This window comes from Streptomyces daghestanicus (genome assembly GCF_020521275.1).
Taxonomy (GTDB): Bacteria; Actinomycetota; Actinomycetes; order Streptomycetales; family Streptomycetaceae; genus Streptomyces; species Streptomyces griseoviridis.
Genome location: NZ_BNDX01000016.1, coordinates 1,285,651 through 1,311,779 on the forward strand (window position 1 = coordinate 1,285,651; position 26,129 = coordinate 1,311,779).

At 73.7% G+C, this 26,129-nt stretch carries 20 protein-coding genes and 2 pseudogenes; 15 read left to right on the forward strand and 7 right to left on the reverse strand.

What is annotated here, in order from left to right:
• Window positions 1-89: 89 nt before the first annotated feature.
• The 3 genes from polA to Sdagh_RS32475 all read left to right on the forward strand — a co-directional run bounded on the left by polA (window position 90) and on the right by Sdagh_RS32475 (window position 5,705).
• Window positions 90-2,816 carry a DNA polymerase I gene (gene polA, locus Sdagh_RS32465; protein WP_189423733.1) on the forward strand — a complete coding sequence of 909 codons (2,727 nt, stop codon included), beginning with the start codon at window positions 90-92 and terminating at the stop codon, window positions 2,814-2,816.
• Between the two features lie 403 nt (window positions 2,817-3,219).
• Window positions 3,220-3,615 (forward strand): hypothetical protein, encoded by a 396-nt coding sequence (locus tag Sdagh_RS32470; protein WP_190078245.1) that lies wholly within the window; start codon window positions 3,220-3,222, stop codon window positions 3,613-3,615.
• A 317-nt stretch (window positions 3,616-3,932) separates the two neighbouring features.
• A complete protein-coding gene (locus Sdagh_RS32475) occupies window positions 3,933-5,705 on the forward strand; it encodes a lytic transglycosylase domain-containing protein (protein WP_190012036.1) in 1,773 nt (590 codons plus the stop codon).
• 63 nt (window positions 5,706-5,768) lie between these two features.
• On the opposite strand, the gene hrpB is transcribed toward Sdagh_RS32475, so the two are convergent.
• Entirely contained in the window at window positions 5,769-8,270 is a 2,502-nt protein-coding gene (gene hrpB / locus Sdagh_RS32480) for an ATP-dependent helicase HrpB (RefSeq protein ID WP_190078246.1), read from the reverse strand.
• 4 nt (window positions 8,271-8,274) lie between these two features.
• Entirely contained in the window at window positions 8,275-9,135 is an 861-nt protein-coding gene (locus tag Sdagh_RS32485) for a class I SAM-dependent methyltransferase (protein WP_190078247.1), read from the reverse strand.
• 326 nt (window positions 9,136-9,461) lie between these two features.
• On the opposite strand from Sdagh_RS32485, the gene rpsA reads away from it, so the two are divergent.
• From rpsA to Sdagh_RS32505, 4 genes are all read left to right on the forward strand, one after another.
• Window positions 9,462-10,961, forward strand: coding sequence for a 30S ribosomal protein S1 (gene rpsA / locus Sdagh_RS32490; RefSeq protein WP_189423723.1), 1,500 nt, complete (start codon window positions 9,462-9,464; stop codon window positions 10,959-10,961).
• Between the two features lie 425 nt (window positions 10,962-11,386).
• Window positions 11,387-12,325, forward strand: a complete 939-nt coding sequence (locus Sdagh_RS32495; RefSeq protein ID WP_189423721.1) for a PAC2 family protein — start codon at window positions 11,387-11,389, stop codon at window positions 12,323-12,325.
• Window positions 12,326-12,573: 248 nt separating this feature from the next.
• The gene (gene coaE, locus Sdagh_RS32500; protein ID WP_189423719.1) at window positions 12,574-13,203 is read left to right on the forward strand and encodes a dephospho-CoA kinase; all 630 of its coding nucleotides are present in this window, start codon (window positions 12,574-12,576) and stop codon (window positions 13,201-13,203) included.
• A gap of 49 nt (window positions 13,204-13,252) precedes the next feature.
• Window positions 13,253-13,633: a tetratricopeptide repeat protein gene (locus Sdagh_RS32505; protein ID WP_189423716.1), complete on the forward strand. Its 381-nt coding sequence runs from the start codon at window positions 13,253-13,255 to the stop codon at window positions 13,631-13,633.
• A 214-nt stretch (window positions 13,634-13,847) separates the two neighbouring features.
• Here Sdagh_RS32505 and Sdagh_RS32510 read toward each other — a convergent pair whose 3' ends face one another.
• Window positions 13,848-14,105, reverse strand: coding sequence for a DUF6343 family protein (locus Sdagh_RS32510; protein WP_190078266.1), 258 nt, complete (start codon window positions 14,103-14,105; stop codon window positions 13,848-13,850).
• A gap of 151 nt (window positions 14,106-14,256) precedes the next feature.
• Here Sdagh_RS32510 and Sdagh_RS32515 point away from each other — a divergent pair, with 151 nt between their 5' ends.
• Entirely contained in the window at window positions 14,257-14,937 is a 681-nt protein-coding gene (locus tag Sdagh_RS32515; RefSeq protein ID WP_190078248.1) for a class I SAM-dependent methyltransferase, read from the forward strand.
• Window positions 14,938-14,992: 55 nt separating this feature from the next.
• Here the strand turns inward: Sdagh_RS32515 and Sdagh_RS32520 are convergent, their stop codons facing one another.
• Together Sdagh_RS32520 and Sdagh_RS32525 are read right to left on the reverse strand one after the other, a co-directional pair.
• Window positions 14,993-16,864, reverse strand: coding sequence for a CocE/NonD family hydrolase (locus Sdagh_RS32520; RefSeq protein WP_190078249.1), 1,872 nt, complete (start codon window positions 16,862-16,864; stop codon window positions 14,993-14,995).
• A gap of 369 nt (window positions 16,865-17,233) precedes the next feature.
• Window positions 17,234-17,740 (reverse strand): annotated as a pseudogene (locus Sdagh_RS32525) (RNA-binding S4 domain-containing protein); the annotation flags it as partial.
• Between the two features lie 253 nt (window positions 17,741-17,993).
• Between Sdagh_RS32525 and Sdagh_RS32530 the strand changes: the two are divergent.
• Window positions 17,994-18,755 (forward strand): uracil-DNA glycosylase, encoded by a 762-nt coding sequence (locus tag Sdagh_RS32530; RefSeq protein ID WP_190012040.1) that lies wholly within the window; start codon window positions 17,994-17,996, stop codon window positions 18,753-18,755.
• 9 nt (window positions 18,756-18,764) lie between these two features.
• Window positions 18,765-19,733: a prolyl aminopeptidase gene (pip, locus tag Sdagh_RS32535; RefSeq protein ID WP_190078250.1), complete on the forward strand. Its 969-nt coding sequence runs from the start codon at window positions 18,765-18,767 to the stop codon at window positions 19,731-19,733.
• Window positions 19,734-19,912: 179 nt separating this feature from the next.
• Here the strand turns inward: pip and Sdagh_RS32540 are convergent, their stop codons facing one another.
• Window positions 19,913-20,566, reverse strand: a complete 654-nt coding sequence (locus Sdagh_RS32540) for a GntR family transcriptional regulator (RefSeq protein WP_189423705.1) — start codon at window positions 20,564-20,566, stop codon at window positions 19,913-19,915.
• A gap of 158 nt (window positions 20,567-20,724) precedes the next feature.
• Here Sdagh_RS32540 and Sdagh_RS32545 point away from each other — a divergent pair, with 158 nt between their 5' ends.
• Window positions 20,725-22,191, forward strand: a complete 1,467-nt coding sequence (locus Sdagh_RS32545) for an NCS1 family nucleobase:cation symporter-1 (protein ID WP_190078251.1) — start codon at window positions 20,725-20,727, stop codon at window positions 22,189-22,191.
• A gap of 6 nt (window positions 22,192-22,197) precedes the next feature.
• Window positions 22,198-22,920 carry an aspartate/glutamate racemase family protein gene (locus tag Sdagh_RS32550; RefSeq protein ID WP_189423701.1) on the forward strand — a complete coding sequence of 241 codons (723 nt, stop codon included), beginning with the start codon at window positions 22,198-22,200 and terminating at the stop codon, window positions 22,918-22,920.
• A gap of 27 nt (window positions 22,921-22,947) precedes the next feature.
• Here Sdagh_RS32550 and Sdagh_RS32555 read toward each other — a convergent pair whose 3' ends face one another.
• A complete protein-coding gene (locus tag Sdagh_RS32555) occupies window positions 22,948-23,523 on the reverse strand; it encodes a TetR/AcrR family transcriptional regulator (RefSeq protein ID WP_189423698.1) in 576 nt (191 codons plus the stop codon).
• A gap of 145 nt (window positions 23,524-23,668) precedes the next feature.
• Here Sdagh_RS32555 and Sdagh_RS32560 point away from each other — a divergent pair, with 145 nt between their 5' ends.
• The 3 genes and pseudogenes from Sdagh_RS32560 to Sdagh_RS32570 all read left to right on the forward strand — a co-directional run.
• Entirely contained in the window at window positions 23,669-24,406 is a 738-nt protein-coding gene (locus tag Sdagh_RS32560; RefSeq protein WP_189423696.1) for an SDR family oxidoreductase, read from the forward strand.
• A gap of 101 nt (window positions 24,407-24,507) precedes the next feature.
• The gene (locus Sdagh_RS32565; protein WP_190012044.1) at window positions 24,508-25,284 is read left to right on the forward strand and encodes a nucleotidyltransferase domain-containing protein; all 777 of its coding nucleotides are present in this window, start codon (window positions 24,508-24,510) and stop codon (window positions 25,282-25,284) included.
• A gap of 222 nt (window positions 25,285-25,506) precedes the next feature.
• Window positions 25,507-26,129, forward strand: a pseudogene (locus tag Sdagh_RS32570) (FUSC family protein); the annotation flags it as partial.

Genomic DNA, 26,129 nt, shown 5'->3' on the forward strand with positions numbered 1-26,129 from the left:
GGCCGGTCCCGTCCTGTGTCAGGGCGGCGCCCCCCCCGGCACCGCGCCAGCGGACCGCACTGTCAGTGGGCCATGGCAGGATCGGACCCGTGGCAGAGAAAGCAGCGAAGAAGACCGAGACCCCCACCGGCGGCAGCCGCCCGCGCCTGATGCTCATGGACGGGCATTCGCTGGCGTACCGCGCGTTCTTCGCGCTGCCCGCGGAGAATTTCACCACCGCGACGGGCCAGCCGACCAACGCGATCTACGGCTTCGCCTCGATGCTGGCCAACACCCTGCGTGACGAAGCCCCCACCCACTTCGCGGTGGCGTTCGACGTCTCCCGCAAGACCTGGCGGTCGCAGGAGTTCACCGAGTACAAGGCGAACCGCTCCAAGACCCCGGACGAGTTCAAGGGCCAGGTCGAGCTGATCGGCGAGCTGCTCGACGCCATGCGCGTGGAGCGCTTCGCCGTCGAGGGCTTCGAGGCCGACGACATCATCGCCACCCTCGCCACGCAGGCCGAGGCCGAGGGCTTCGACGTGCTGATCGTCACCGGCGACCGCGACTCCTTCCAGCTGGTCAGCGACCACACCACGGTCCTGTACCCGACCAAGGGCGTCTCGGAGCTGACCCGGTTCACCCCGGAGAAGGTCTTCGAGAAGTACGGCCTGACCCCCGCCCAGTACCCGGACTTCGCCGCCCTGCGCGGCGACCCGTCGGACAACCTCCCCGGCATCCCGGGCGTCGGCGAGAAGACGGCCGCGAAGTGGATCAACCAGTTCGGTTCCTTCGCGGAGCTGGTCGAGCGCGTCGACGAGGTCAAGGGCAAGGCCGGGCAGAACCTCCGCGACCACCTGGAGTCGGTCAAGCTCAACCGCCGCCTCACCGAGCTGGAGCGGCAGGTCGAGCTGCCGAAGACGGTCACCGACCTGGAGCGCGCCGCGTACGACCGCAAGGGCGTCGCGATGATCCTGGACACCCTGGAGATCCGTAACCCCTCCCTGCGCGAGCGGCTCTACGCCGTCGACCCGGGAGCCGAGGAGGCCGAGGCCGCCCCCGTCGTCGCGGACGGCGTGGAGCTGGACGGCGCGGTGCTCGGCACGGGCGAGCTGGCCGGCTGGCTCGCCGAGCACGGCACGGGGGCTCTCGGCGTGGCCACCGTCGACACCTGGGCGCTGGGCGCCGGCTCGGTCGCCGAGGTCGCCCTCGCCGCGGCGGACGGCAAGGCCGCCTGGTTCGACCCGTCCCAGCTGGACGAGGCCGACGAGCGGGCGTGGACGGCATGGCTGGCCGCCGCCGACCGCCCCAAGGTCTTCCACAACGCCAAGGGGGCGATGCGGGTCTTCGCCGAGCACGGCTGGAGCATCGCCGGCGTCGGCATGGACACCGCGCTCGCCGCCTATCTGGTCAAGCCGGGCCGCCGCTCCTTCGACCTGGACGCGCTCTCCCTGGAGTACCTGCACCGGGAGCTGGCCCCCGCCGCGGCGGCCGACGGCCAGCTCGCGTTCGGCGCGGACGACGAGGCCGAGGCCGAGGCCCTGATGGTCCAGGCCCGGGCCGTCCTCGACCTGGGCGAGGCGTTCGAGGGGCGGCTCCAGGAGGTCGGCGCGGCGGACCTGCTGCGCGACATGGAGCTGCCCACCTCCGCGCTGCTGGCCCGGATGGAGCGGCACGGCATCGCCGCCGACCGCGAGCACCTCCAGGCGATGGAGCAGATGTTCGCCGGCGCGGTGCAGCAGGCGGTCAAGGAAGCCCACGCGGCGGCCGGCCGCGAGTTCAACCTGGGCTCGCCCAAGCAGCTCCAGGAGGTCCTCTTCGGCGAGCTGAACCTGCCGAAGACGAAGAAGACCAAGACCGGCTACACCACGGACGCCGACGCCCTGGCCTGGCTCGCCACCCAGACCGACAGCGAACTGCCGGTGATCATGCTCCGCCACCGCGAGCAGGCCAAGCTGCGTGTCACCGTCGAGGGCCTGATCAAGACGATCGCCGGCGACGGCCGCATCCACACCACGTTCAACCAGACGGTCGCCGCCACCGGCCGCCTCTCCTCCACCGACCCGAACCTGCAGAACATCCCGGTCCGCACCGACGAGGGCCGGGCGATCCGCCGCGGCTTCGTGGTCGGCGAGGGCTTCGAGTCGCTGATGACGGCGGACTACAGCCAGATCGAGCTGCGCGTCATGGCCCACCTCTCCGAGGACGCCAGCCTGATCGAGGCGTTCACCTCCGGCGAGGACCTGCACACCACCGCCGCCGCGCAGGTCTTCTCCGTGGAGCAGTCCGCGGTGGACGCGGAGATGCGCCGCAAGATCAAGGCGATGTCGTACGGGCTGGCGTACGGTCTGTCGGCGTTCGGCCTGTCCCAGCAGCTGAACATCGACGCGGGCGAGGCCCGCATGCTGATGGACGCCTACTTCGACCGCTTCGGCGGTGTACGGGACTATCTGCGCCGGGTCGTCGACGAGGCGAGGGCGACCGGTTACACGGCGACGCTCTTCGGCCGCCGCCGCTACCTCCCCGACCTCAACAGCGACAACCGGCAGCGCCGGGAGGCCGCCGAGCGGATGGCCCTCAACGCCCCGATCCAGGGCACGGCGGCGGACATCGTCAAGATCGCCATGCTCAACGTGGACAAGGCACTGACCGAGGCGGGCCTGCGCTCCCGGATGCTGCTCCAGGTCCACGACGAGGTCGTGCTGGAGATCGCCCCCGGCGAGCGGGCGGCGGCCGAGGAACTGGTCCGCCGCGAGATGGCCGCCGCGGTGACCCTCCGGGTGCCGCTGGGCGTCTCGGTGGGCGTGGGCCCGGACTGGGAGTCGGCAGCGCACTAGCCCCCCGGCGGGGGCCGGGTCGGGGGCGAGTTGCGGGACCGTCCGGGCCGCCGGCCCCCCGGCCCCGGACCGGCCGCCCCCGCAGCTCGGCAAACGCCACCGACAGCCGCCTCCGCGCCATGCTCCGGCCCCCCGTCGGAAAGGGCCGTTCCACCGCCTCCGCGCCATGCTCCGGCCCCCCGTCCGGAAAGGGCCGCTCCGCCGCCTCCGCGCCATGCTCCGGCCACCCCCTCGGAAAGGGCCGCTCCCCCGCATCCGCGGCGGCACCCCGCCGCCGCGGCCCCGAGCCGATGCGGCCGGTGCCGGTCACCCCGCCCTGCAGCCCGGCCCTGCCCCGGCCCGGGGCACCCGTCACTCAGCTGGCCCCGAGAGAACGCCCCCGGCTCCCGTGGAGGATGCGGGCATGGGTATACGCATGCTCCACCACCGCCCGGTACCGGCGCGGCCCGGTGTCGGCGGGCCGGTCCGCGGGTGGCTTCCGCAGGTCCCGGCCCTGGCCCTGGGCGCCAGTACGGCCCGTGCCCCCGCGACCCTCGCCCCGGCCGTGTGCCGGGTCCGTCACGGCCTCGGGCGCGGAAGCGCCCACCGGAAACCCGCCGCGCCGGGCGGCGCTCCCGGGAAGACCCCCGCCTGGCGGCTCTGGGCCGACCCGGCCCGCGGCTGGCTCGCCCCGGCCCTCACACTCCTGCCGCGCCCCCGCCCCGACCGCACGACGACCCCGTTCATCGCCACCGCCGATCCGGTCGGCGCCCGGCCCGCCGGCCCGGTCCGGCACCGACGCGGGCCCCGGACGGGATGAACGGCCACCGCACCCCTGACGACCAGGAGGTGCCCGACAGGCGACACGACACGGCCAACCGGGCAGAATCGGGCGCGAACGAATGCACGAGCAAAGGAAGTTGTCGTAGGGTCGCCTGCGCACCATAACGGTCGAACGGGCGCACGCGGTTCTCCGGGATGATCTGGAACGATGTGGAGCGATCCGGATGCAACCCGCGGCGCCGTCCGTTCGTCACCACAAGGCGAGCACACGGCGAGCACCACGGGGCGAGCACGACAGGGCGAGCACGCGACGGAAAGGGACGCCCCGGGCGTCCACTGGGAGGGGTTCACTCTATGGCGGCGCATTTCGGCAGTCGGTTGCGCAAGAGCGCGATGACCACCACCGTCGCGGCGGTCGCGGTCGCGGCCCTGTCCGCGTCCCAGGCCCCCGGCGTCATCGCCGGCGGTGACGCCGGTGACGGCAGACCGACCACCGCCGACTCCGCGTCGTCCGGTGCCGACGACACCGCCACCGGCAACTCCCAGTACTTCACGGACCTTCCGCCGCTCGACAGCCCCGTCCCCTCGCCCTCGTCGACGGCGGGCACCCCCGTCGTCCAGGGGTCGGCCGAGTCCGGCATCCCCGCCACCGTCCTCGACGCCTACAAGAAGGCCGAGGCGTCGCTGCGCGCGTCGAAGCCGGGCTGCAACCTGCCCTGGCAACTCCTCGCCGCCATCGGCAAGGTGGAGTCGGGACAGGCCCGCGGCGGCGCCGTGACCGCCGACGGCACCACCACCAGCCGTATCCTCGGGCCCGAACTGGACGGCAACGGCTTCGCGCTCATCGAGGACACCGACGACGGCGCGTACGACGGCAACAGCCGGTACGACCAGGCCATCGGCCCGATGCAGTTCATCCCGTCCACCTGGGCCTGGGCCGGCCGCGACGGCAACGGCGACGGCACCGCGGACCCCAACAACGTGTACGACGCCGCCCTCGCCGCCGGCCACTACCTGTGCCGCTTCGGCTGGGACCTGTCCGACCAGGGCGATCTCGACGCGGCCATCCTCAGCTACAACAACTCCCGCGACTACCTGGACACCGTCCTCTCCTGGCTGGAGTACTACCGCAAGGGCACCTACGAGGTCCCGGACGGCACCGGCACGCTGCCCGTGAACCGCAGCGGCGGCACCACCCCCGCGACCACCACGCCCCGCACCCCGTCCACCGGCGGCGCCTCCGCCACCCCGCGGGATCCCGGCACGGGGAAGCCCGCGGCGCCGGGCACCAAGCCCCCGTCCACGCCGGGCACGTCGACCCCCACACCGCCGCCCACGACCCAGCCGCCCGCATCCGAGACGCCGCCCCAGCCCCCCCGGACGCCCACCGACACCGTGGCCCGTCTGGAGAACGCCGGCACCGGCACGCTCAGCGCCATGGCGGGCGACACGTTCACCGAGCGGATCAGCGCCCGCGCGGAGACCAAGACCGGCAAGGCCGTCGGGAAGGTACGCGTCCGCTTCACCGTCGTCGGCACGAACGACACCGAGTTCAGCACCGGCGAACGCGTCGCCACGGTCGTCACCGACAGCTCCGGCGTGGCCACCGCGCCCGCGCTGCGCGCCGGTGAGGAGACCGGGCCGTTCACCGTCCGCGTCTCCGTCGTCGGCCGCGCGACTCCCGTCCTCGACTACCAGGCCACCGTCACCGAACGCGTCGCCGACACCGTCGTCCGCACCGACGCCACCACCGAGTTCACCTGCGTCGCGGGTGGCGCGTTCGCCGACCAGGTCGAGGTGAAGGCCACCTACAAGGACGCCGTGGCGGACGGCGTCGCGGCCACCGCCACCCTCGTCACCTCGGCCACCGACGCCACCGAGAACGACAAGGGCCCCTACTTCAAGGACGCCGACGGCCGGGCGGTCCGCACCCTGACCGGGCTGAAGACCGACGCCAAGGGGCTGCTGAAGCTGCCGGCGCTGTACGCGGACGACACCGCCGGCACCTACCTCCTCCGGATCACCACGGCGGGCGGCGCGGTCCTCGACGTCGAGCTGAAGGTCACGGCCCCGGAGACCGCCTCGCCCACCCCGTCCGGGAGCGCCTCCGCCGACCCCGCCGCCTGACCCCCCGAGCACCGGCCGCGGCGGCGCCCTCCCCCCGGGAGCGGCGCCGCCGTCGTACGACCCTCAGTTCCCGCGTGCGAGGCGGGCGTTGGTGTACCGCGTCGGCTCCGCGCCCGCCGGGTCCTCGGGCCACGGGTGCTTCGGGTACCGGCCGCGCAGCTCCGCCCGTACGCCCTTGTAACCGTCCCGCCAGAAGGAGGCGAGGTCGGCGGTGACCGCCGCCGGGCGGCCCGCGGGGGAGAGCAGGTGGACGAGGAGCGGCACCCCGGCCACCTCCGGCGTGCGCTGGAGCCCGAACATCTCCTGGAGCTTCACCGCCAGCACCGGCCGCTCGGGATCGCCGTAGTCGACCCGGACCCGGGAACCGCTGGGGACGGTGATCCGCTCCGGCGCCAGGTCGTCGAGCCGGGCCGCCTCCCCGGTGGCCCAGGGCAGCAGCCGCGCCAGCGCCTGACCGGCGTCCACGCGCGCCAGGTCCGCGCGCCGGCGTGCGCGGCTCAGCTCCGGCTCCAGCCACTCCGCCACGCGCGCGAGCAGCGCCTCGTCGGAGACGTCCGGCCACGGGGCGCCCCGGTGCCGGTGGAGAAAGGCCAGCCGCTGCCGCAGCAGGTCGGCCTCCGCCGACCGGCGCAGCAGCCCGAGCCCCTCCTGCCGCAGCCCGTGCAGCAGGGCCTCCCGGACGAGACGGGGGTCGGGGTCGCGCAGCGGACGCGCCGCCAGCTCGATGGCGCCGAGCCGCTCGACCCGGCGGGCCACCACGTCCCCGTCCGCCCAGCGGACCTCGTCCTCCTCGGCCAGCAGCGCGCCGGCCGCGCGCCGGGCGGTGTCCTCGTCGACGGCCGCGCCGAGCTGCACGCGCGCGTGGCGCCGTCCCACGGGCCGGTCGGCCACGGCGACCGCGATCCAGTCCGACCCGCGCAGCAGCGACCCCTCGGACAGCTCGGCCCGGGTCCCGGAGGCCATGAGGTACGACCCGCCGTCCGCCCTGGCGACCCGCTCGGGGAACGCCAGCGCGGCGACCAGCCCCGCGGCCCGCGCGTCGGCGGCCCCGGCGGCGCTCCCCGTGGCCTCCTCGGAGACCTGCCGCAGCCGTCGCACCTCCCGCCGCCAGCGCGCGGCGTAGGCGTCGTCCCCGCGCCGGGCGGCCCGTACGGCGGACGCCAGGTCGTCCCCGTACTCCCGTGGCGCCTCCTCGCTCAGCAGGGCGACGACCTCCGCGCCCGCCCCGGACGCCCCCGCGTCCAGCAGCGCCCGGCCCAGCCGGGGATGCACCCCGAGCCGCGCCAGCCGCTCACCCCGCGCGGTGGCCCGTCCGGCGGCGTCGACCGCGCCCACCGCCGCCAGCACCGACCGGGCCGCCGCCATCGCCCCGCCCGGCGGCGGATCGAGCAGCGCCAGCCCGGACGCGTCCGGATCGCCCCAGCAGGCCGCCTGGAGGGCGAACGCCGTCAGGTCGGCCACCTTGATCTCCGGCGCCGGGAAGGCCGGCAGCCGCCCGTGCTCCGCCTCCGTCCAGCACCGGTACACCACGCCCGGCGCCTCGCGCCCGGCCCGCCCCGCCCGCTGCCGGGCCGCCGCCCGGGAGGCCCGTACCGTCGCCAGCGCGCTCAGCCCGCGCGCGTGGTCGACGCGCGGCTCCCGCGCCAGCCCCGAGTCGACCACCACCCGCACCCCCGGAACCGTCAGCGACGACTCCGCGACCGACGTCGCCAGCACCACCCGGCGCCGCTCCCCGGGGGCCAGCACCGCGTCCTGCACGGCGGCCGGCGCCCGCCCGTGCACCTGGAGCACGTCCACCCCGTCCAGGCCGCCCAGCAGCCCCGCGACCCGCGTGATCTCCCCGACGCCGGGCAGGAAGCACAGCACGTCCCCGTCCCGCTCGGCCAGCGCCCGCCGCACCACCGACGCCGCGTGCGCGAGCAGCGCCGGGTCGACCCGCATCCCGTGCGGCGGCCGCACCGGCACCGCCGGCGGCGCCCACACCGTCTCCACCGGATACGCGACACCCGCCGCCTCGACCACCGGGGCACCGCCCAGCAGCGCCGCCCAGCCCGCCGCGTCGGTCGTCGCCGACGCGGCCACCAGGCGCAGTTCCGGACGGAGCGCCTGGCGCACGTCCCAGAGGAACGCCGCCGCCGTGTCGGCGTCCAGATGCCGCTCATGGCACTCGTCGAGGATCACGACGTCCACGCCGCTCAGCTCCTGGTCGCGCTGGAGCCGCTGGAGCAGCACCCCGGTCGTGACGACCTCCACGCGCGTGTGCCGCCCCACCAGGCGCTCCCCGCGCACGGTGAACCCGACGCTCCCGCCGGGCTTCTCTCCCAGGAGCCAGGCCATCCGCCGGGCCGCCGCGCGGGCCGCGATCCGCCGGGGCTCGGCCACCACCACGCGCCGCGCGGGGACGCCGTCGCCCACCAGACCGGCCAGCACCAGCGGCACCAGCGTCGTCTTGCCGGTGCCGGGCGGGGCGACCAGCACGGCGGTGCCGTGCCCCGCCAGGGCGTCGTTCAGCCCGGGCAGGGCGGCGCGTACGGGAAGGGCGTCCAGGGCGTCGTAACGGATCACACCCTCAGTCTCGTACGCAGACGAAGATCGCCGTCCCCGGGATCAGGTTGCCGCGCAGCGGGGACCAGCCGCCCCACTCGGAGGTGTTCCACGCCGGCCACTCCGGCTCGACCAGGTCCACCAGCGTCAGGCCGGAGGCGACGACGTCCCGGACCCGGTCACCCAGCGTGCGGTGGTGCTCGACGTACACCGCGCGGCCCTCGTCGTCCTGCTCGACGTAGGGCGTGCGGTCGAAGTAGGACGACGCGACGCTCAGCCCCTCCGGACCCGGCTCGTCCGGGAAGGCCCAGCGGATCGGGTGCGTCACCGAGAACACGAACCGCCCGCCGGGGCGCAGCACCCGCCGCACCTCCCGCAGCACCAGCCGCGGATCGGCGACGAAGGGCAGCGCCCCGTACGCCGAGCAGGCCAGGTCGAAGGAGGCGTCCGCGAAGGGCAGCACGCCCGCTTCGGCGCACACCAGGGGGAAGGGGGCGCCGATGCGCAGGGCGTGCTGGAGCTGGCGGTGGGAGAGGTCCAGGGCGACCGGGCGGGCCCCCTGGGCGGCCAGCCAGCGCGAGCACTGGGCGGCGCCGGCGCCGATCTCCAGGACGTCCTTGCCCTTCAGCTCCTCGGGCGGGCCGAGCAGCTCTGCCTCGACCTCGTCGAGTCCCTCGGGGCACCACACGAAGCGGTCGTCGCCGAGGAAGGTGCCGTGCTCGACCTGGTACTCGTCCGCGTTCCGGTCCCACCAGCCACGGTTGGCGCGGGTGCTCTCGGTGACCCCCGCCGCACGCCGGGTGGCCTCGGGCTCGGGACCTTCGGGCTCTTGGATGATCGGCTCCCTCGTACTAATCTGCGGCTCCTCCGCGCGACCGTGTCCCACGGGTGTCACACGCGGGCGCCGCAGGGCCCACGTGGCCTCGACGGACACGTTTTGTGCCGGGTATGCGGCGATCCGCCCCGGGTGTGCGCTTCGCGCATTGACCCTGCCCGGCTGCCCCCGTATGCTACAAGTTGCGCTGCGGGCTTGCGCACCTCAGACGTAGCAGGCTGCGCTCGCATCTGTATGTATGTCCCCTCGGTTGTCGAGGCGCTGTCACCGGTCAGCCGGTGAGGCGCTTCCTTGGCTGTCCGGCTTCTGCAGAGCGAAACGGGCTCCGGCGTAGCAGTACCTACGACTTCAATGTCCGTACCGGAGCCCTTTCCCACATGACGAGCAGCACCGAGACCACCGCCACCACCCCGCAGGTAGCGGTCAACGACATCGGTAACGAGGAAGCTTTCCTCGCCGCGATCGACGAGACGATCAAGTACTTCAACGACGGCGACATCGTCGACGGCGTCATCGTGAAGGTCGACCGGGACGAGGTCCTGCTCGACATCGGTTACAAGACCGAAGGCGTTATCCCGAGCCGCGAGCTCTCGATCAAGCACGACGTCGACCCCAACGAGGTCGTCGCCGTCGGTGACGAGATCGAGGCCCTTGTTCTCCAGAAGGAGGACAAGGAAGGCCGCCTGATCCTCTCGAAGAAGCGCGCCCAGTACGAGCGTGCCTGGGGCACGATCGAGAAGATCAAGGAAGAGGACGGGATCGTCACCGGTACCGTCATCGAGGTCGTCAAGGGTGGTCTCATCCTCGACATCGGCCTCCGTGGCTTCCTCCCGGCCTCCCTGGTCGAGATGCGCCGCGTCCGCGACCTCCAGCCCTACGTGGGCAAGGAGCTCGAGGCCAAGATCATCGAGCTGGACAAGAACCGCAACAACGTGGTCCTGTCCCGCCGTGCCTGGCTGGAGCAGACCCAGTCCGAGGTCCGCCAGACCTTCCTCACCACCCTCCAGAAGGGCCAGGTGCGGTCCGGCGTCGTCTCCTCGATCGTCAACTTCGGTGCCTTCGTGGACCTGGGTGGCGTCGACGGCCTGGTCCACGTCTCCGAGCTGTCCTGGAAGCACATCGACCACCCCTCCGAGGTTGTCGAGGTCGGTCAGGAAGTCACCGTCGAGGTCCTCGACGTGGACATGGACCGCGAGCGTGTCTCCCTGTCGCTGAAGGCGACCCAGGAAGACCCGTGGCAGCAGTTCGCCCGCACCCACCAGATCGGCCAGGTCGTGCCCGGCAAGGTCACGAAGCTGGTTCCGTTCGGTGCGTTCGTCCGCGTGGACGAGGGCATCGAGGGTCTGGTCCACATCTCCGAGCTGGCCGAGCGCCACGTGGAGATCCCGGAGCAGGTCGTCCAGGTCAACGACGAGATCTTCGTCAAGGTCATCGACATCGACCTCGAGCGCCGCCGCATCAGCCTCTCGCTGAAGCAGGCCAACGAGTCCTTCGGTGCCGACCCGTCGGCGGTCGAGTTCGACCCGACCCTGTACGGCATGGCCGCGTCCTACGACGACCAGGGCAACTACATCTACCCCGAGGGCTTCGACCCCGAGACCAACGACTGGCTCGAGGGCTACGAGAAGCAGCGCGAGGAGTGGGAGCGCCAGTACGCCGAGGCGCAGTCGCGCTTCGAGCAGCACCAGGCGCAGGTCATCAAGTCCCGCGAGGCGGACGAGAAGGCCGCTGCCGAGGGCACCGACGTCGCGGGTGCGGCTCCGGCCGCGTCCGGTGGCGGTTCGTACTCGTCCGAGGGCGGCGACAACTCCGGCGCCCTGGCGTCGGACGAGGCGCTGGCCGCGCTGCGCGAGAAGCTGGCCGGCGGCCAGAGCTGACGCTCGCTCCGGCCCGCGCCGAGCGGACCTGAGCAAGAATCGGCGGAAGGCCCCGCTCCCCTTCGAGGGGGCGGGGCCTTCCCGCGTTCCCGGAACTCCCGGGCCGCCTTCCCGCGCCGCGCCGGTGTCACGGTCACGGATGGCGCCGGCGCCCGGTGAGGACTCGGCGCCCGGGCGCGCCCGCGTACGCGCCCCTCACCAGGCGCGAGGGCGCGCGTACGTGGCCGATGACTACCTCAGCCGCCCGGACGCCTGGCAGCATGGCGCGATCTCCTGCGCCCGCACGGTGGTGACGGAGCCGCGCGCGTGCTCGCTTGCTGACGCCCGGACAGTCCACCGGGGTTCGGCCGTCACGGGGTACGGGCGGGAATGCCCGGGCCCCCGCGGACGTTGGTCGAGGGGGAAGACAAGGGAGGACCGCCACAGTGCTTGATCCGCAGGATTTGTACGCATGGGAGCCGAAGGGCCTGGCCGTGGTCGACATGGCGCTCGCCCAGGAGTCGGCCGGCCTTGTCATGCTCTACCACTTCGACGGCTACATCGACGCCGGGGAGACCGGCGACCAGATCGTCGACCAGGTGCTGGACTCGCTGCCCCACCAGGTCGTCGCCCGGTTCGACCACGACCGGCTCGTCGACTACCGCGCACGCCGCCCGCTGCTCACCTTCAAGCGCGACCGCTACACCGACTACGAGGTGCCGAGCCTGGAGGTCAGGCTGGTCCAGGACGCCACCGGGGCGCCCTTCCTGCTGCTGTCCGGCCCCGAGCCCGATGTCGAGTGGGAGCGTTTCGCGGCGGCCGTCGGCCAGATCGTGGAGCGGCTCGGCGTCCGGCTGTCCGTCAGCTTCCACGGCATCCCGATGGGCGTCCCGCACACCCGCCCCGTCGGCATCACCCCGCACGGCAACCGCTCCGAGCTGATCCCCGGCCACCGCAGCCCCTTCGAGGAGGCGCAGGTCCCGGGCAGCGCCGAGGCGCTCGTCGAGCACCGGCTGATGGAGGCCGGGCACGACGTCCTGGGCGTCGCCGCCCATGTCCCGCACTACATCGCCCGGTCCGCCTACCCGGACGCCGCGCTGACCGTCCTGGAGGCCATCACATCGGCCACCGGCCTGGTCCTGCCCGGCGTCGCGCACGCGCTGCGCACCCAGGCCCACCGCACCCAGACGGAGATCGACCGGCAGATCCAGGAGGGCGACGAGGAGCTGACCGCGCTCGTCCAGGGCCTGGAGCACCAGTACGACGCCGCCGCAGGCGCCGAGACACGGGGCAACATGCTGGCCGAGCCGGTGGAGATCCCCTCGGCGGACGAGATCGGGCGCGAGTTCGAGCGGTTCCTGGCGGAGCGTGAGGGCGACAACTAGGGCCTGTCGTTCGGGACGCCGCGGACGCGGGGCCTGGTGCGCGTAGCTGCCGCGTTGTCGTCACTCGCCGACTGCTCCGCGACGACTCCCTCCTCCGCCTCGCATCTGCACGCACCCTCGCATCTGCACGCACCAGGCCCCGCTCACCAGGGAGAGGAAGACGCAGCCGATTCCCCGCGACCTGATCCGAACGACAGGCCCCGGGGCCGGGCGCTCCCGGTCCCGGGGCGGGCCCTAAGCTTCCGTTCATGCTGAAGGTGGGCCTGACCGGCGGTATCGGCGCCGGCAAGAGCGAGGTGTCGCGGCTGCTCGTGGAGCACGGCGCCGTGCTGATCGACGCCGACCGCATCGCACGCGAGGTGGTCGCGCCCGGCACCGAGGGGCTCGCCGCGGTGGTGGCGGCCTTCGGCGAGGAGATCCTCACCGAGGACGGCGGCCTCGACCGGCCGAAGCTCGGTTCCGTCGTCTTCGCCGACAAGGAACGGCTCGCCGTACTGAACTCGATCGTGCACCCCCTGGTCGGCGCCCGGTCCCGCGAACTGGAGCAGGCCGCCGCCGCGGACGCCGTGGTCGTCCACGACGTCCCGCTCCTGACGGAGAACGGCCTCGCACCGCTCTACGACGTCGTGGTCGTCGTCGACGCCGACCCGGCCACCCAGCTCGACCGGCTGGTCCGGCTGCGCGGCATGACCGAGGAGGACGCCCGCGCCCGCATGGCCGCCCAGGCCACCCGGGAGCAGCGCCGCGAGATCGCGGACATCGTCATCGACAACGACGTCCCCCTTCCCGACCTGCGGCGCCGGGTCGAGGAGGTCTGGGACGACCTGGCCGACAGGGCGCGCACGGCGCCCCGGAGGTCCCGGCCGCTCCAGGAATAGCGGTCCGGGCACGCGCGTTGAACCGCCTCAGCGAGGGAAGGACTCTGCCGTGCCCGAGACCAGCGGACCGACCGGACGCACCCCGGAGACGGACGTGATCGACTTCCGTGCCGCCGAGCAGCTGCTCGCGGCACGGGACCCGCGGGGCGCGGTGAAGCTGCTGGACGACGTGATCGCCGCGCACCCCGAGAACACCGCCGCGCGGTTGCTGCGCGCCCGCGCCTTCTTCGCCGCCGCCCAGCTCAGACCCGCTGAGCTGGAGTTCACGGTCGTCCTGGAGCGGGAGCCGGACAACGCCTTCGCGCACTTCGCGCTCGCCCGGACCTACGAGCGGCAGAACCGCCCTGACCAGGCGCGACGCCATTTCCGGCTGGCCGCCGCGCTGGACCCGAACCCGCAGTACCTCAGCCGGGCGCGCTTCGAGGGCTGACACCGGGACCGGCCGGTTCCCGCGCCGGGGCCAGGGCCTGTCGTTCGGATTGGCCCGCGGACGCGGGGCCTGGCACGCCCGTCCGCGGCGTTGTCGTCGGTCCCCGACGCTCCGCGTCGGCTCCCGCATCCGCCGTGCAGCCGCACGCACAGGCCCCGCTCAGGGCATGAGAAGTCGCCGCCGCCGCTCTGCGACCTGATCCGAACGACAGGCCCTAGCGGTCCGGCGGCCGGTACGGCGGGATGTTCCGGCCGGGCTGCCAGTGCGGGCCCTGGCGGATGTGCCGTACGACGACGGCCAGGTCGATCGTGACGACCAGCCACAGCGCCGCGCAGGCCGCGGCCCATCCGGGCCGCCCGGTCAGCGCGAAGGCCGCCGTCCCGAAGACCGTCCAGACCACGCCCCACACGCTCAGCCAGAACCGCGCTCGCAGCGCACTGCGCGCGGTCGCCGGCTCACTGCCCGTACGCATCTCGATCACCGCTCCTCCTGGCAACGTACTCGGTACCGGACCCCTTCGCCAGACAGGACCGTGCCGCCCGTCGTTCACTCGTTCGGGTGGACGGTCCGGGGAGGGGAACGGCCGTGCGGGGGCGGTCCGTTGGACGGGCATGGAGCCGAAAATGCGAGCGGGACACAAGGGGACGGGACCGGGGGCCATCACCCCGGACGGATGCGCGGTCGAGCTGTACGCGCGGCTGCCGGCCGGGGACGAGCCGGACATCATCGCGTCGGCCGTGCCCGCGGGGGCGCGCGTCCTGGAGCTGGGCAGCGGCGTCGGCCGCCTGACGCGTCCGCTGCGGGAGCGCGGGTTCACGGTGACGGCGGTGGACGAGTCCGCCGAGATGCTGGAGCGGGTGCGCGGCGCCCGCACGATATGCGGCCCCATCGAGGAGCTGGACCTGGACGAGACCTTCGACGCGGTGCTGCTGGCCTCGTTCCTCGTGCACACCGCCGACCTGGACGTGCGGCGCGGGCTGCTGCGCGCGTGTGCGCGGCACGTGGCGCCCGGCGGCTGCGTCCTGATCCAGCGGGAAGGGGAGGAGTACCACACCCGGGTGCCCCGTGAGCGGGCCGACCCGGCCGGCTTCACCGTGCGCATCGCCTCCTCGGAACCGGTCGGCGGCGGGGTCCATGAGGTGCACGCCGAGTACGCGTTCCCGGACGCGGTGTGGACGCAGACCTTCCGGGCCCGGCCGCTGACCCGGGAGGCGTTCGAGAAGGCGCTGCGGGAGGCGGGGCTGGAAGTGGACCGGTATCTGACGGAGGACCGGACATGGGTGAGGGCCGTGCCCGTGTCCTGAGCCCGCGCCGTGGCGGGGGCGGCGTGCGCGGGCACGGCCGGGGCGGTGCCGGGTGTCAGAGGCGTCCGCCCGGCACCACGGAGAACGACGGCGGGCCCGCCGGCAGCCGCACCGTGTACTGGCTCAGATAGGTGTCCAGGAACGGCGACCGGTCGCCCTGCGTGGCGATGTCGTCGGCCGGGTCGTCCAGGGCCAGCTCCAGCCGGGCCCCGCTGACCTGGATGATTTCGCCGGAGGGCGTGTCGCGCCACGAGCCGGTCTGGATGGAGCCGATCTCGACGGCCAGGACGTGCCCGGCGGTCAGGGTCCAGTCGGTCGACTTCAGGTCGACGGACAGGCGGCCGGACTCCACCAGGGAGACCTGCTCGTCGAACATGACGGCGCTGCCGTCCGGGGCGACGTCGTACAGCTTGAGCATGATGTTGCCCTCGCCCTTGGCCTTCAGGGAGATCCGCGGGGTGCCGGTCACGCGGACGTCCCGCTTCACCGGACGCGACCACACGAAGAAGCTGGAGGTGGTGTCACCGGCCCGCAGGCTCTTGAGCTGGGCCTCGGCCAGGCCCTCGGGCGGGGCCTGCTCGGTGGCGGGCGCGTTCTCCATGTCCCAGGTGCCGGACGGCTGCGCCCGCTTCGGGGCCGGGGTGCCGGACGCGGTCAGCGCGGCGCGGGCGGAGGCGCCGCCGTCGTCCACGTAGGAGCCGCCGCCCAGGGGGAGGCCGACGGACCGTTCGACGACGGGCCAGGTGCGCTGGGCGCGCCAGGCCCCGGTGGAGTCCTCGACGGCGTACGCCGGGTAGCGGACGGACGGCTTGATGCCCTTGAGGTACTGGTCGTAGAAGGAGAGCGTCTCCGCGTACCAGCCCTCGCGGCCCATGGCGAGGCGGCCGTCGCCTACGCGGTCACCGCCGCGGACGTGGTCCCACTGGCCGAGCCAGCCGCGTTCGACGCCGTGGTGGTTGTCGAGGTACTCCTCCATCTCCTCGGGCTTGGTGTTGTTCTCGATGAAGCCCTGGGTGACGAAGAGGGGGGTGTCACTGCCCTTGGCCAGCTTCGCGAGATCACGGGAGGTCCAGTGCTCGTCCCTCTGGTCGGCTATGCGGTATCCGGCCGAGTTCTCGGTCAGGCACTCCGGGTGGGTGTCCTCGTACCGGGCGTTGGCCTGGTAGTGGGGGTCGTCGTCGGCCATCGGCTCCATGGTGGCGATGGAGTTGTAGGCGCCGGCGGTGCCGGTCACGTTCGGCCGGGGGACACCGTTGGAGTAGATGTACTGGTACATGTCCCAGACCGGTTCCTGGGCCACCACGGCCTTCAGCGCGCGCTGGTCCAGGTTGTTGCCGATGAGGCCGGTGACGGCGTCGTAGGACTTGCCGTACATGCCGACGGCGCCGGTGGACCACGGTTGCTTCGCCGCCCAGGCGACGGCGGCCTTCACATCGGCCTGCTCGCCGGGGCCGCCCCAGTCGAGGCAGCCGGTGGAGCCGCCGAAGCCGCGCAGGTCGACCATGACGAAGGCGTAGCCGTTGTCGAACAGGTCGGCGCCCTCGATGAAGTCCTGGAAGCGGGCGGAGGGGCCGGCGTGGGTGAAGCCCTCGGGCCCGGTCTGCCCGGAGTGCGCGAAGTAGGGGCCGATCGACAGGATGACCGGGACCTTCTTGCCCTTGGGGAGGGAGTCGGGCAGCAGGACGTCGGCGTGGAGTTCGGTGCCGGAGTCGTCCGCGGAGGGGAAGTAGTGCTGGGTCCAGACCGAGCCCTCGGGGACGCGGTCGTTCTCCTCGTGCGTGACCGGGCCGGTCGCGGTGGCGGCCGGAGACGGGGCGGTGCCGGATGCCGCGGTGGCGGGGCCGGCGAATCCGGAGAGTCCGGCGGTCAGCGCGAAGGTGGCGACGAGCGCCGAGGCGGCCCGGACGGCCGCGCGACGTGCTCTCACATGCTCCTCCTGGGAGATGGGTGGAGGTGGTGCGGTAGCGGTGGTGCGGGTGACGCGAAAACCTCGAATGGCGTGAACCTGACATACCGGAACCGGCAGGTGGTGCGGCGGTACCGGTGGTGCGGATCGTGCCGGTGGTACGGGTGGTGCGTTGTGCAGGTCTAGCAGTGGTACCGGGCCGCCGTCGATGGGGCGTCGCCGAAGGGGCGGGCGCCGGGCGGGCGCCGGCGGCCGGACCCACTGATCATCTTCGGCCGGTCACGTCGCGGCGGGGTGTCCGGTGCGTTACCGGCGTGGCGCGCGCGGACAGCGTGCGGACAGGGGGAGTGCGCATCGACCGCCGGGGCGGGAAGGGGGCGTGCCGGGCGGTCAGCGTCCGCCGGGGCAGTCCTTGGGCCCGGTCGCGGCGTTCAGGCTGTTCAGCGCGCGCAGGCGTTCCAGTTCGCGCCGGTCGCGCTTGGTGGGGCGGCCCGCTCCGGGGGCGCGGACCGCGACGGGGGCCACGGCCTGGCGGGGCGGGGGCGGCGGGGAGTTGTCGACGTAGCACTGGACGGCCGCCGGAGCGCCGACCCGCTTGCGGATCAGCCGTTTCACCACGACGACGCGTTCCCGTCCCTCGTGGCGCAGGCGGACCTCGTCGCCGGCGCGCAGCGAGTGGGAGGGCTTCACCCGCTCGCCGTTGACCCGCACATGACCGCCCCGGCAGGCGGTGGCCCCGAGGGAGCGGGACTTGACCAGGCGGACGGCCCAGATCCAGCTGTCGACACGGACGGGCCCGCCCTGCTGCGGCCCGGCCGCCTCGGCCGCGGCGATCGCGGCGGCGACCTTCGGATCGACGGGCCCCGCAGCCGTGGCCCCGGAGCCACCGGCGTCGGCAGCGGGGGTGCCGGAGCCACCGGCGTTGGCAGCGGGGGTGCCGGGGCGGTCGGCGGTTCCGAGGGAGGCGGCCGGCTCCGCGCCGGACCGGTCGGCGGCCGGGTGCCCGGCCGGCGTCCGCGGGGCGGCCGTCCCTCCGGTGGGCCCCGTGGGCCCGGGGGCCGCGCCGGTCCTGTCCTCGTCACGCTCGGAAGCCATGCCCCCGACCTTAGCCGCTCGACCCCCTCCGGCGCCCTGGCCCTACGGTGGAGCCATGGACACCAGCGGCCTCACCGGACTCGATCAGCGCATCGCCGGCTGCCGGGCCTGCCCGCGGCTGGTCGCCTGGCGGGAGGAAGTGGCCCGCACCAAGCGCGCGGCCTTCGCCGACTGGACGTACTGGGGCCGCCCGGTGCCCGGCTTCGGACCGGCCGACGCCCGGCTGCTGATCGTCGGCCTCGCCCCCGCGGCCCACGGCGGGAACCGCACCGGGCGGATGTTCACCGGCGACCGCTCGGGCGATGTGCTGTACCGGGCGCTGTACGACGTGGGGCTCGCCTCCCGGCCCACCGCCGTCTCCGCCGACGACGGACTGCGCCTGCACGGCGTGCGCATCACCTCGCCCGTGCACTGCGCCCCGCCCGCCAACAAGCCCACCCCGCGGGAGCGCGACACCTGCCGCCCCTGGCTGGTCCGGGAACTGCGGCTGCTGCGGCCGACCCTGAGGTCCGTGCTCGTCCTCGGCGCCTTCGGCTGGCAGGCGGCCCTGCCCGCGTTCGCCGCGGCGGGCTGGACGGTGCCCAGGCCGCGCCCGGTGTTCGGACACGGCGCGCGGTACACCCTCGCCGCCGAGGACGGAGGGGACCGGTCCGGCGGCGAGGACCTCGGTCTCTTCGGCTGCTTCCACGTCAGCCAGCGCAACACCTTCACCGGCCGCCTCACCCCGGAGATGCTCCGCGAGGTCCTCACCACGGCGGCGCGCACCGCCGGCCTGCCCGCGGGAAACCGCACGACAGGCCCGTCCGGGGCCGGTTAGCGTGCGCGGATGCGCCTCTACCCGGAGACCGGACCGTACGACCACGGCATGCTCGACGTCGGTGACGGCAACCGCGTCAGCTGGGAGACCTGCGGCAATCCGCACGGCAAGCCGGCCGTGGTGCTGCACGGTGGTCCCGGGAGCGGCAGGAGCGCGGCGTTCCGGCGCTACTTCGACCCGGCGGTGTACCGCATCGTGCTGTTCGACCAGCGGGGCTGCGGGCGTTCGACCCCGCACGCGAGCGCCCACGACACCGACATGAGCGTCAACACCACCGCGCACACCCTCGCCGACCTGGAACTCCTCCGCGAGCACCTCGGCATCGAACGGTGGCTGGTCTGGGGCGTCTCCTGGGGCTCGGCCCTCGGACTCCGGTACGCGCAGACGCACCCCGACGTGGTGACGGAACTGGTGCTCACAGCGGTCGCGACCGGCTCGAACCCCGAGGTCGCTCTCTTGACCCGAGGGCTCGGGCAGCTGTTCCCGGCGGCCTTCGAGGAGTTCTGCGCCCTGCTCCCCGAGGACGAGCGGGACGGCAATTTGGCCGCCGCGTACAACCGGCTGCTGGAATCCCCCGACCGGGCGGTACGGGAACGGGCGGCGCGCGCGTGGACCGACTGGGAGACGGCGATCGCCTCCCGCCCGCCGCGCTCGGTGCCACGGTACGAGGACCCGGTGTTCCGCATGGGCTTCGCCCGTACGGTGACGCACTACTGGGGCAACGACCACTTCCTCGGCGAGGGCAACGACGAGGGCGTGGTCCTGCGCGACGCGCACCTTCTGGCCGGTGTCCCCGGCACCCTGGTCCAGGGCAGCCTCGACCCGGGCAACCTGCTCGGCATCGTCTGGCGGCTGCACCACGCCTGGCCGGGGAGCGAACTCCTGATCGCGGACGAAGTGGGGCACGACGCGGGCGCCCCGGGCATGACGGAACTGCTGGTGGCGGCGACGGACCGGTACGGGCGGGGGGAACGGTAGCGCGCGGCGCGGAGAAGTACCGCGCGGCGCCCGTCCGCGTCCTGCCGTCGCTGGCCCCCCGCCGCTCAGCCCGCGTCCTGCCGTCGCTGCCCCCCCCGCCGCTCAGCCCGCGTCCTGCCGCCCCCCGGCACGCTCTTACCGCACGCGTCCCGCTCCCCCCGCACCACGACCCCGCCGCCTCAGCCCGCGTCCTCCCCGAACAGATGTCGCACCGTGGCGCGGTAATTGGCCCGTACGTGGCGCAGGGCGTGCGCGCGGGCGCGGGCCGGGTCGCCGGAGGCGATCGCCTCGTACAGCTCCCGGTGTTCGGTGAGGAGCTGGGGCCACTCCTCGTTCTGCCGGGTGAGCCAGCGCAGCCGGCCGTCGACCGGTTCCATGACGGACCTGAGCAGGCTGTTGCCCGCCAGGGCGAGGATGCGGTCGTGGAAGCGGGTGTTGACGTCGGTGATCGCCTCCGCGTCCCCGGCTCCGGTGGCGAGCGCGGCGGCGCGCAGCAGGCCGGCCAGCTCCGCCAGCGCCTCGGGGGCGGCCCGGGTCGCCGCCAGGCCGGCCGCGTACACCTCCAACGCCTCGCGCAGTTCGAAGAGTTCCCGCACATCGGTCGGGGTCAGACGCCGCACCACGGTGCGGCGCGGCGTCTCGAACAGTACGAACCCCTCGGTGACCAGCGCCCGGATCGCCTCCCGCACCGGCACCCGGGACACCCCGAAACGCTCGGCCAGCTCCCGTTCCACGAGCCGGTCGCCGGGCCGCAGGCGTCCCGCGATGATGTCCTGCCGCAGCCCCGCGAGGACGCGCTCGCGCACCGCGCCGAGCGGTTCGATCTTCCCCATGGGCCCATCTTCGCCGACCCCGGCGGTGTTTTACGGGCCGTTAACGAGCGGGACATCGGTCCGAAGGGTTGACGGGAGGACCATGACGGCAGTTTGGTATACCAAAACTGTACGCGGTATGCCCCTCCCTCCGTCCCCTCCCTCGCCCTGGAGGCTCCGTGTCCCTCGCCGACCGCGCAGAGGCCACCGGCACCGCAGCGTCCGCCCCCGTCCCCGACCCACGGCTCATCAACGAAGACCTCGCCCCCGCGGGCAAGCGCACCTGGAAGGTCTTCGACCTCTTCGCGCTGTGGATGTCCGACGTCCACAACCTCGGCAACTACACCTTCGCCGCCGGACTGCTCTTCCTCGGCATGAACGTCTGGCAGGTCTTCACGTCCCTGCTCGTCGGCTTTGTGATCATCTACGCCGGGATGAACATGATGGGCCGCGTCGGCCAGCGCACCGGAGTCCCGTTCCCGGTGGTCGGCCGGATCGCCTTCGGCGTCTGGGGCGCCAACGTGCCGGCGCTGATCCGGGCCGTCATCGCCATCATGTGGTACGGCATCCAGACCTACCTCGCCTCCGTCGCCGTCGACGTGATGCTGCTGGCGGCCTGGCCGGGCCTCGCGTCCTGGACCCACTCCTCCTTCCTCGGGCTCGACGCCCTCGGCTGGGTCTCGTTCGTCGCGCTGTGGCTGGTCCAGGCGCTGATCATCAGCCGGGGCATGGAGTCGGTCCGCAAGTTCCAGGACTTCTGCGGACCCGCGATCTGGCTGGTGATGATCGCCCTCGCGGTCTGGATCTTCGCCAAGGCCGGCTGGAGCATCTCCCTCACCAGCACCCCGCACCCGGTGTCCGTGGGCGAGCAGTGGCGCCAGTGGTTCGGCGCGATCGGCCTGGTCCTCGCCACCTACGGCACGCTGATGCTCAACTTCTGCGACTTCTCCCGCTTCGCCCCGGACCACCGCACGGTCCGGCGCGGCAACTTCTGGGGCCTGCCGGTCAACTCCACGGCCTTCGTCATCCTCTCCGTCGTCGTGACCGCGGGCGCCTACGAGGTGTTCGGCAAGGAGATCACCGACCCCGCCTACCTGGTCGCCGAGATCGGCAACACCTGGGTCCTGGTGCTGGGCGCGCTGACCTTCGCCATCGCCACCATGGGCGTCAACATCGTCGCCAACTTCGTCTCGCCGGCGTACGACCTGGCCAATGTCTGGCCGCAGAAGATCACCTTCCGGACCGGCGGCATGATCAGCACGGTGGCGGCCCTGGTCGTCACCCCCTGGAACCTCTTCTCCAACCCCACCGTCGTCAACTACTTCCTCGGCGGCCTCGGCGCCTTCCTCGGCCCCCTCTTCGGTGTGATCATGGTCGACTACTACTGGGTCAAGCGCGGCCGGGTCGACGTGGACCAGCTCTTCCGCGCCGAACCGGGCTCCCGCTACCACTACCGCAAGGGCGTCAACCCGGCGGCGCTGGGGGCGTTCCTGCCGTCGGCGGCGGTGGCGGCCGTTCTGGCGCTCGTGAAGGACTTCGGCGACGCGGCGCCGTACTCGTGGTTCATCGGGACGGCGGTGGCCGCCGGGCTCTACGGGCTCCTGTGCCGGAAAGAGCGGGCGGCGGCGGCCGGGGCGGAGGGCTGAGTCCTCGTGCGCATCGTCGTCACCAACTGCAACACGACGCAGCGGATGACCGAGGAGATCGTCCTCGGGGCCCGCGCCGCCGCGAGCCCGGGGACCGCGGTGACCGGACTGACCCCGGCGTGGGGCCCCGAGTCGGCGGAGGGCTGGCTCGACAGCCACCTCTCCGCCGCCGCCGTCATCGACGCGCTGCGCACCTACGAGGGACCGGCGTACGACGCGGTCGTCCTCGCGGGCTTCGGGGAGCACGGACGCGAGGGCGTCCGCGAACTGGTCGACGTACCGGTCGTCGACATCACCGAGGCCGCGGCGCACCTCGCCTGCCTGCTGGGGCGGCGCTACGGCGTCGTCACCACCCTGGAGCGCTCCCGCGGCCAGATCGAGGACAGCCTGGAGACGGCGGGCGTGGCCCGGAACTGCGCGGCCGTCGCCGGCACCGGCCTGGGCGTCCTCGACCTGGCCGACGGCGAGCGCACCAGGGCCGCGTTCCGCGCCGCCGCCGAACGGGTCCGGGCGGCGGGCGCGGAGGTGCTGGTCCTCGGCTGCGCCGGCATGACGGGACTGCGGCGGTCGGTCGAGTCGGTGGGGGAGGAACTGGGGCTGCCGGTCGTGGACGGCGTGGCGGCGGCGGTACGGCTGGCGGAGTCCCTCGTCGCCCTCGGGCTGACCACCAGCAGGGCGGGGAGTTACGCGGTGCCCTTGCCGAAACGGCGGGTGTGGGGCCGGCCGTGATCCCGCGCCCATGTTCCGGCGGCCGGCTCAGGGCCGGCGGACGGTGAGTCCGTCGAGGACGAGGTCGAGCAGGCGTTCGGCCTGGTCCCGCTGGTCCGGCCTGGCCGAGGAGAGGGCGATGCCGGCAAGCGCGGCGCTCACGTCGCCCGGGGCGACGTCGGAGCGGATCGCGCCGGCGGCCACGCACGCGTCCATCAGGTCGGAGAGGGCGGCCTCGATCATGTCCCGGCTCTGCCCGTACGGGTTGCCTCCCGTCGCGGCGATGGCGCGCAGGGCCTCCGCCATGCCGAGTTTGGCGGTGACGTAGTCCAGGAAGAGGCGGGTCCACGCGCGCAGGGCCTCGTACGGCGGGCGGGCCGCCAGCAGGCCGGGGACGGCCTCGCAGAGCTGGGCCACCTCGTTGCGGTAGACCGCCTCGATCAGGGCCTCCCGGGTAGGGAAGTTGCGGTACAGGGTCGCACTCCCCACCCCCGCCGCCTTGGCGACGCGTTCCAGGTGCGCGTCCAGTCCCTCTTCGGCGAAGACCCGTACCGCCGCCGTGAGGATCTTTTCCCGGTTGCGTCGCGCGTCGGCGCGCAGCGGGCGTCGCGTGTCTTCTGCCATCGGCGGCTGCCGTCCCTCTCCTCGTGATGTCCCCGCTTGCTAAGTGGAGGCGTGCCCACTTAGTCTGAAGAAGTGGTGGCGCCCCCACTTCCACTGTAGGTCATGGCCTGACCTGCGCGCACTCCGCCAGTAGGGACTACGGATCATGTCGGGAATCGAAGGCAAGGTAGTGGCGATCACCGGAGCCAGCAGCGGCATCGGAGCGGCGACGGCGGCGTACCTGGCCGAGAGGGGAGCCCGGCTCGTCCTCGGCGCCCGCCGGGAGGACCGGCTGAAGGAGGTGGTGGACGGGATCCTCGCCCGGGGCGGCACGGCTGCCGGAGTCGTCATGGACGTGACGCGCCGGGACGGTCTGACGCTCCTCACGGACACGGCGCTCGACCGTTTCGGCAGGCTGGACGTCCTCGTCTCCAACGCCGGGACGATGGCGGTGTCCCCGTTCGACGAACTGCGCCAGGACGACTGGGACGCGATGGTCGCCACCCACATCACCGGCCTGCTGAACGGCGTCGGGGCCGCCCTCCCCGTCTTCCGCCGGCAGGGCTCCGGCCACTTCGTCAACGTCGCCTCCACCGCGGCCTACGTGGTGAAGACCCCGCAGGGCGTCTACGCGGCCACGAAGACGGCGGTCAAGGTCCTGACCGAGGGCCTGCGCCAGGAATCCGGCCCTGACCTGCGCGTCACCCTCGTCTCGCCCGGACTCACCGACACCGAGGGAGTGGGCAAGGGAGCGAGCCCCGAGACGGCGGAGGCGATGACCCGGCTGCGCGACGAGATCGGCGCCCCGCCCTCCGCCGTCGCCGCCGCGATCGGATTCGCGATCGGGCAGCCGGACGGCGTCGACATCAGCGAGGTCGTGGTCCGGCCCACCGCGCAGGCGTGACAGCCGCCGGTCCGCGCAACGCGTGAATTCCGTCGTACGGCGTGAGCGGCCCCCCCTACGCTGTCGGCGCGGCGTACCCGCCCCGACCGGAAGGACCACCCATGCCGGCCCGCAGCGACCAGGACTTCCTCGACACCACCGCCGACCGCCTCGCCGCGCTGCCCGCCGTCCGCGCGGTGGCCCTCGGCGGCTCCCGGGCCCAGGGCACCCAACGCCCCGACAGCGACTGGGACCTGGCCGTCTACTACCGCGGCGCCTTCGACCCGGCCGACCTCCGTGCCATCGGCTGGGAGGGCGAGGTCGGCGAGATCGGCGGCTGGGGCGGCGGGGTCTTCAACGGCGGGGCGTGGCTGACGATCGACGGGCGGCGGGTCGACGTGCACTACCGGGACCTCGGCGTGGCCGAGCACGAACTGAGGGAGGCCGAGGCGGGCCGCTTCCGGGTCGAGCCGCTCATGTTCCACCTGGCCGGCATCCCGACGTACCTGATCGTCGCGGAACTGGCGGTCAACCGGACCCTGCGCGGCGCTCTGCCCCGCCCCGCCTACCCGGCAGCCCTGCGCCGGACCGCTCCCGCACACTGGTGGGGCACGGCCGAGGCGACTCTCGCCTACGCCGAGGCCGGTCACGCTCCCCGGGGCGCCGTCACCCAGGTCGCGGGCGCGATCGCCGTCGCCACGGCCCAGACCGCACACGCGGTCCTGGCGGGACGGGGGGAGTGGGTCACCAATGAGAAGGGTCTGGTGGAGCGGGCCGGGCTGGGCGGGGTCGACGCGCTCATGACGGGGCTGCCGGCCGACCCGGACGGCCTGACGGGGGCGGCCCGCCGGGCGCGCGCTCTCCTGGCGGACGCCGTGGACGCCGCCACGCGCCCCTGAACCCGCCGTCCCGACCACCCGGAAGGAAGGGGCAGCGGAAGGACCGGGCCGGGGCGCGCGGGCTGACCCGCGTCGAGGGCGCGCCCGGTCCGTCACCTCGTGGAAACGTCGCCGTTCGCTTCCACGCACATCGAGGCCCTACGGTGGGGTACCCACCCCTTTCAGCCCGGCCACCGTCGCCCGAAGGCTCCCGCCCTCGAAGTGATGTACGGAGGCCGTGCCGTGTCCCGCCGCACCCCTGGCCCAACGCTCCCGCCCTGGCTGGCGCACGCCCTGCGCGCCCAGCGCGGACCCGTGCCCTGGAGCGCGGTCGCACGCGGGGCGCTCTCCGCCGGGCCGCTGCTCGCGGCCGCCCTCGCGGCGGGCCGGGTCTCCCTGGGCGTGGTCGCCGCCGTCGCCGCCATGCTCGCCGGGATCAACGACCGGCCGGGCAGTCGGCGGGCCTCCGTCCAGCGGATCGGCGTGCCCGCGCTGGCCGGCGCGGCGGGAATGTGCGCTGGCACGTATGCCGGTGACCACCTCGGCGCCGTCGCGCTGACCGTCGTACTGACCGTGCTCGGCCTGCTCGCCGGGAGCCTCAGCGCCGTCGGGCCGGTGGCCTCCGGGGCGGCCACGCAGGTACTGGTCGCCTCCGCGATCGGGGCGGGGATGCCGCTGCCCGACCCGGGCTGGCAGCGGGTCCTGGCGTTCCTCGCCGGGGCCGGGTGGCTGCTCGCGCTGCGGCTGGCCCTGCCCACACCCGGTTCGCTGACCCGCGACTTCCGTCTCGACTTCCGCTTCGACGGGGAGCGCGCGGCCGTCGCCGGGGTGTACGACGCCGTCGCCGCGCTGCTCGACGCGGCCGG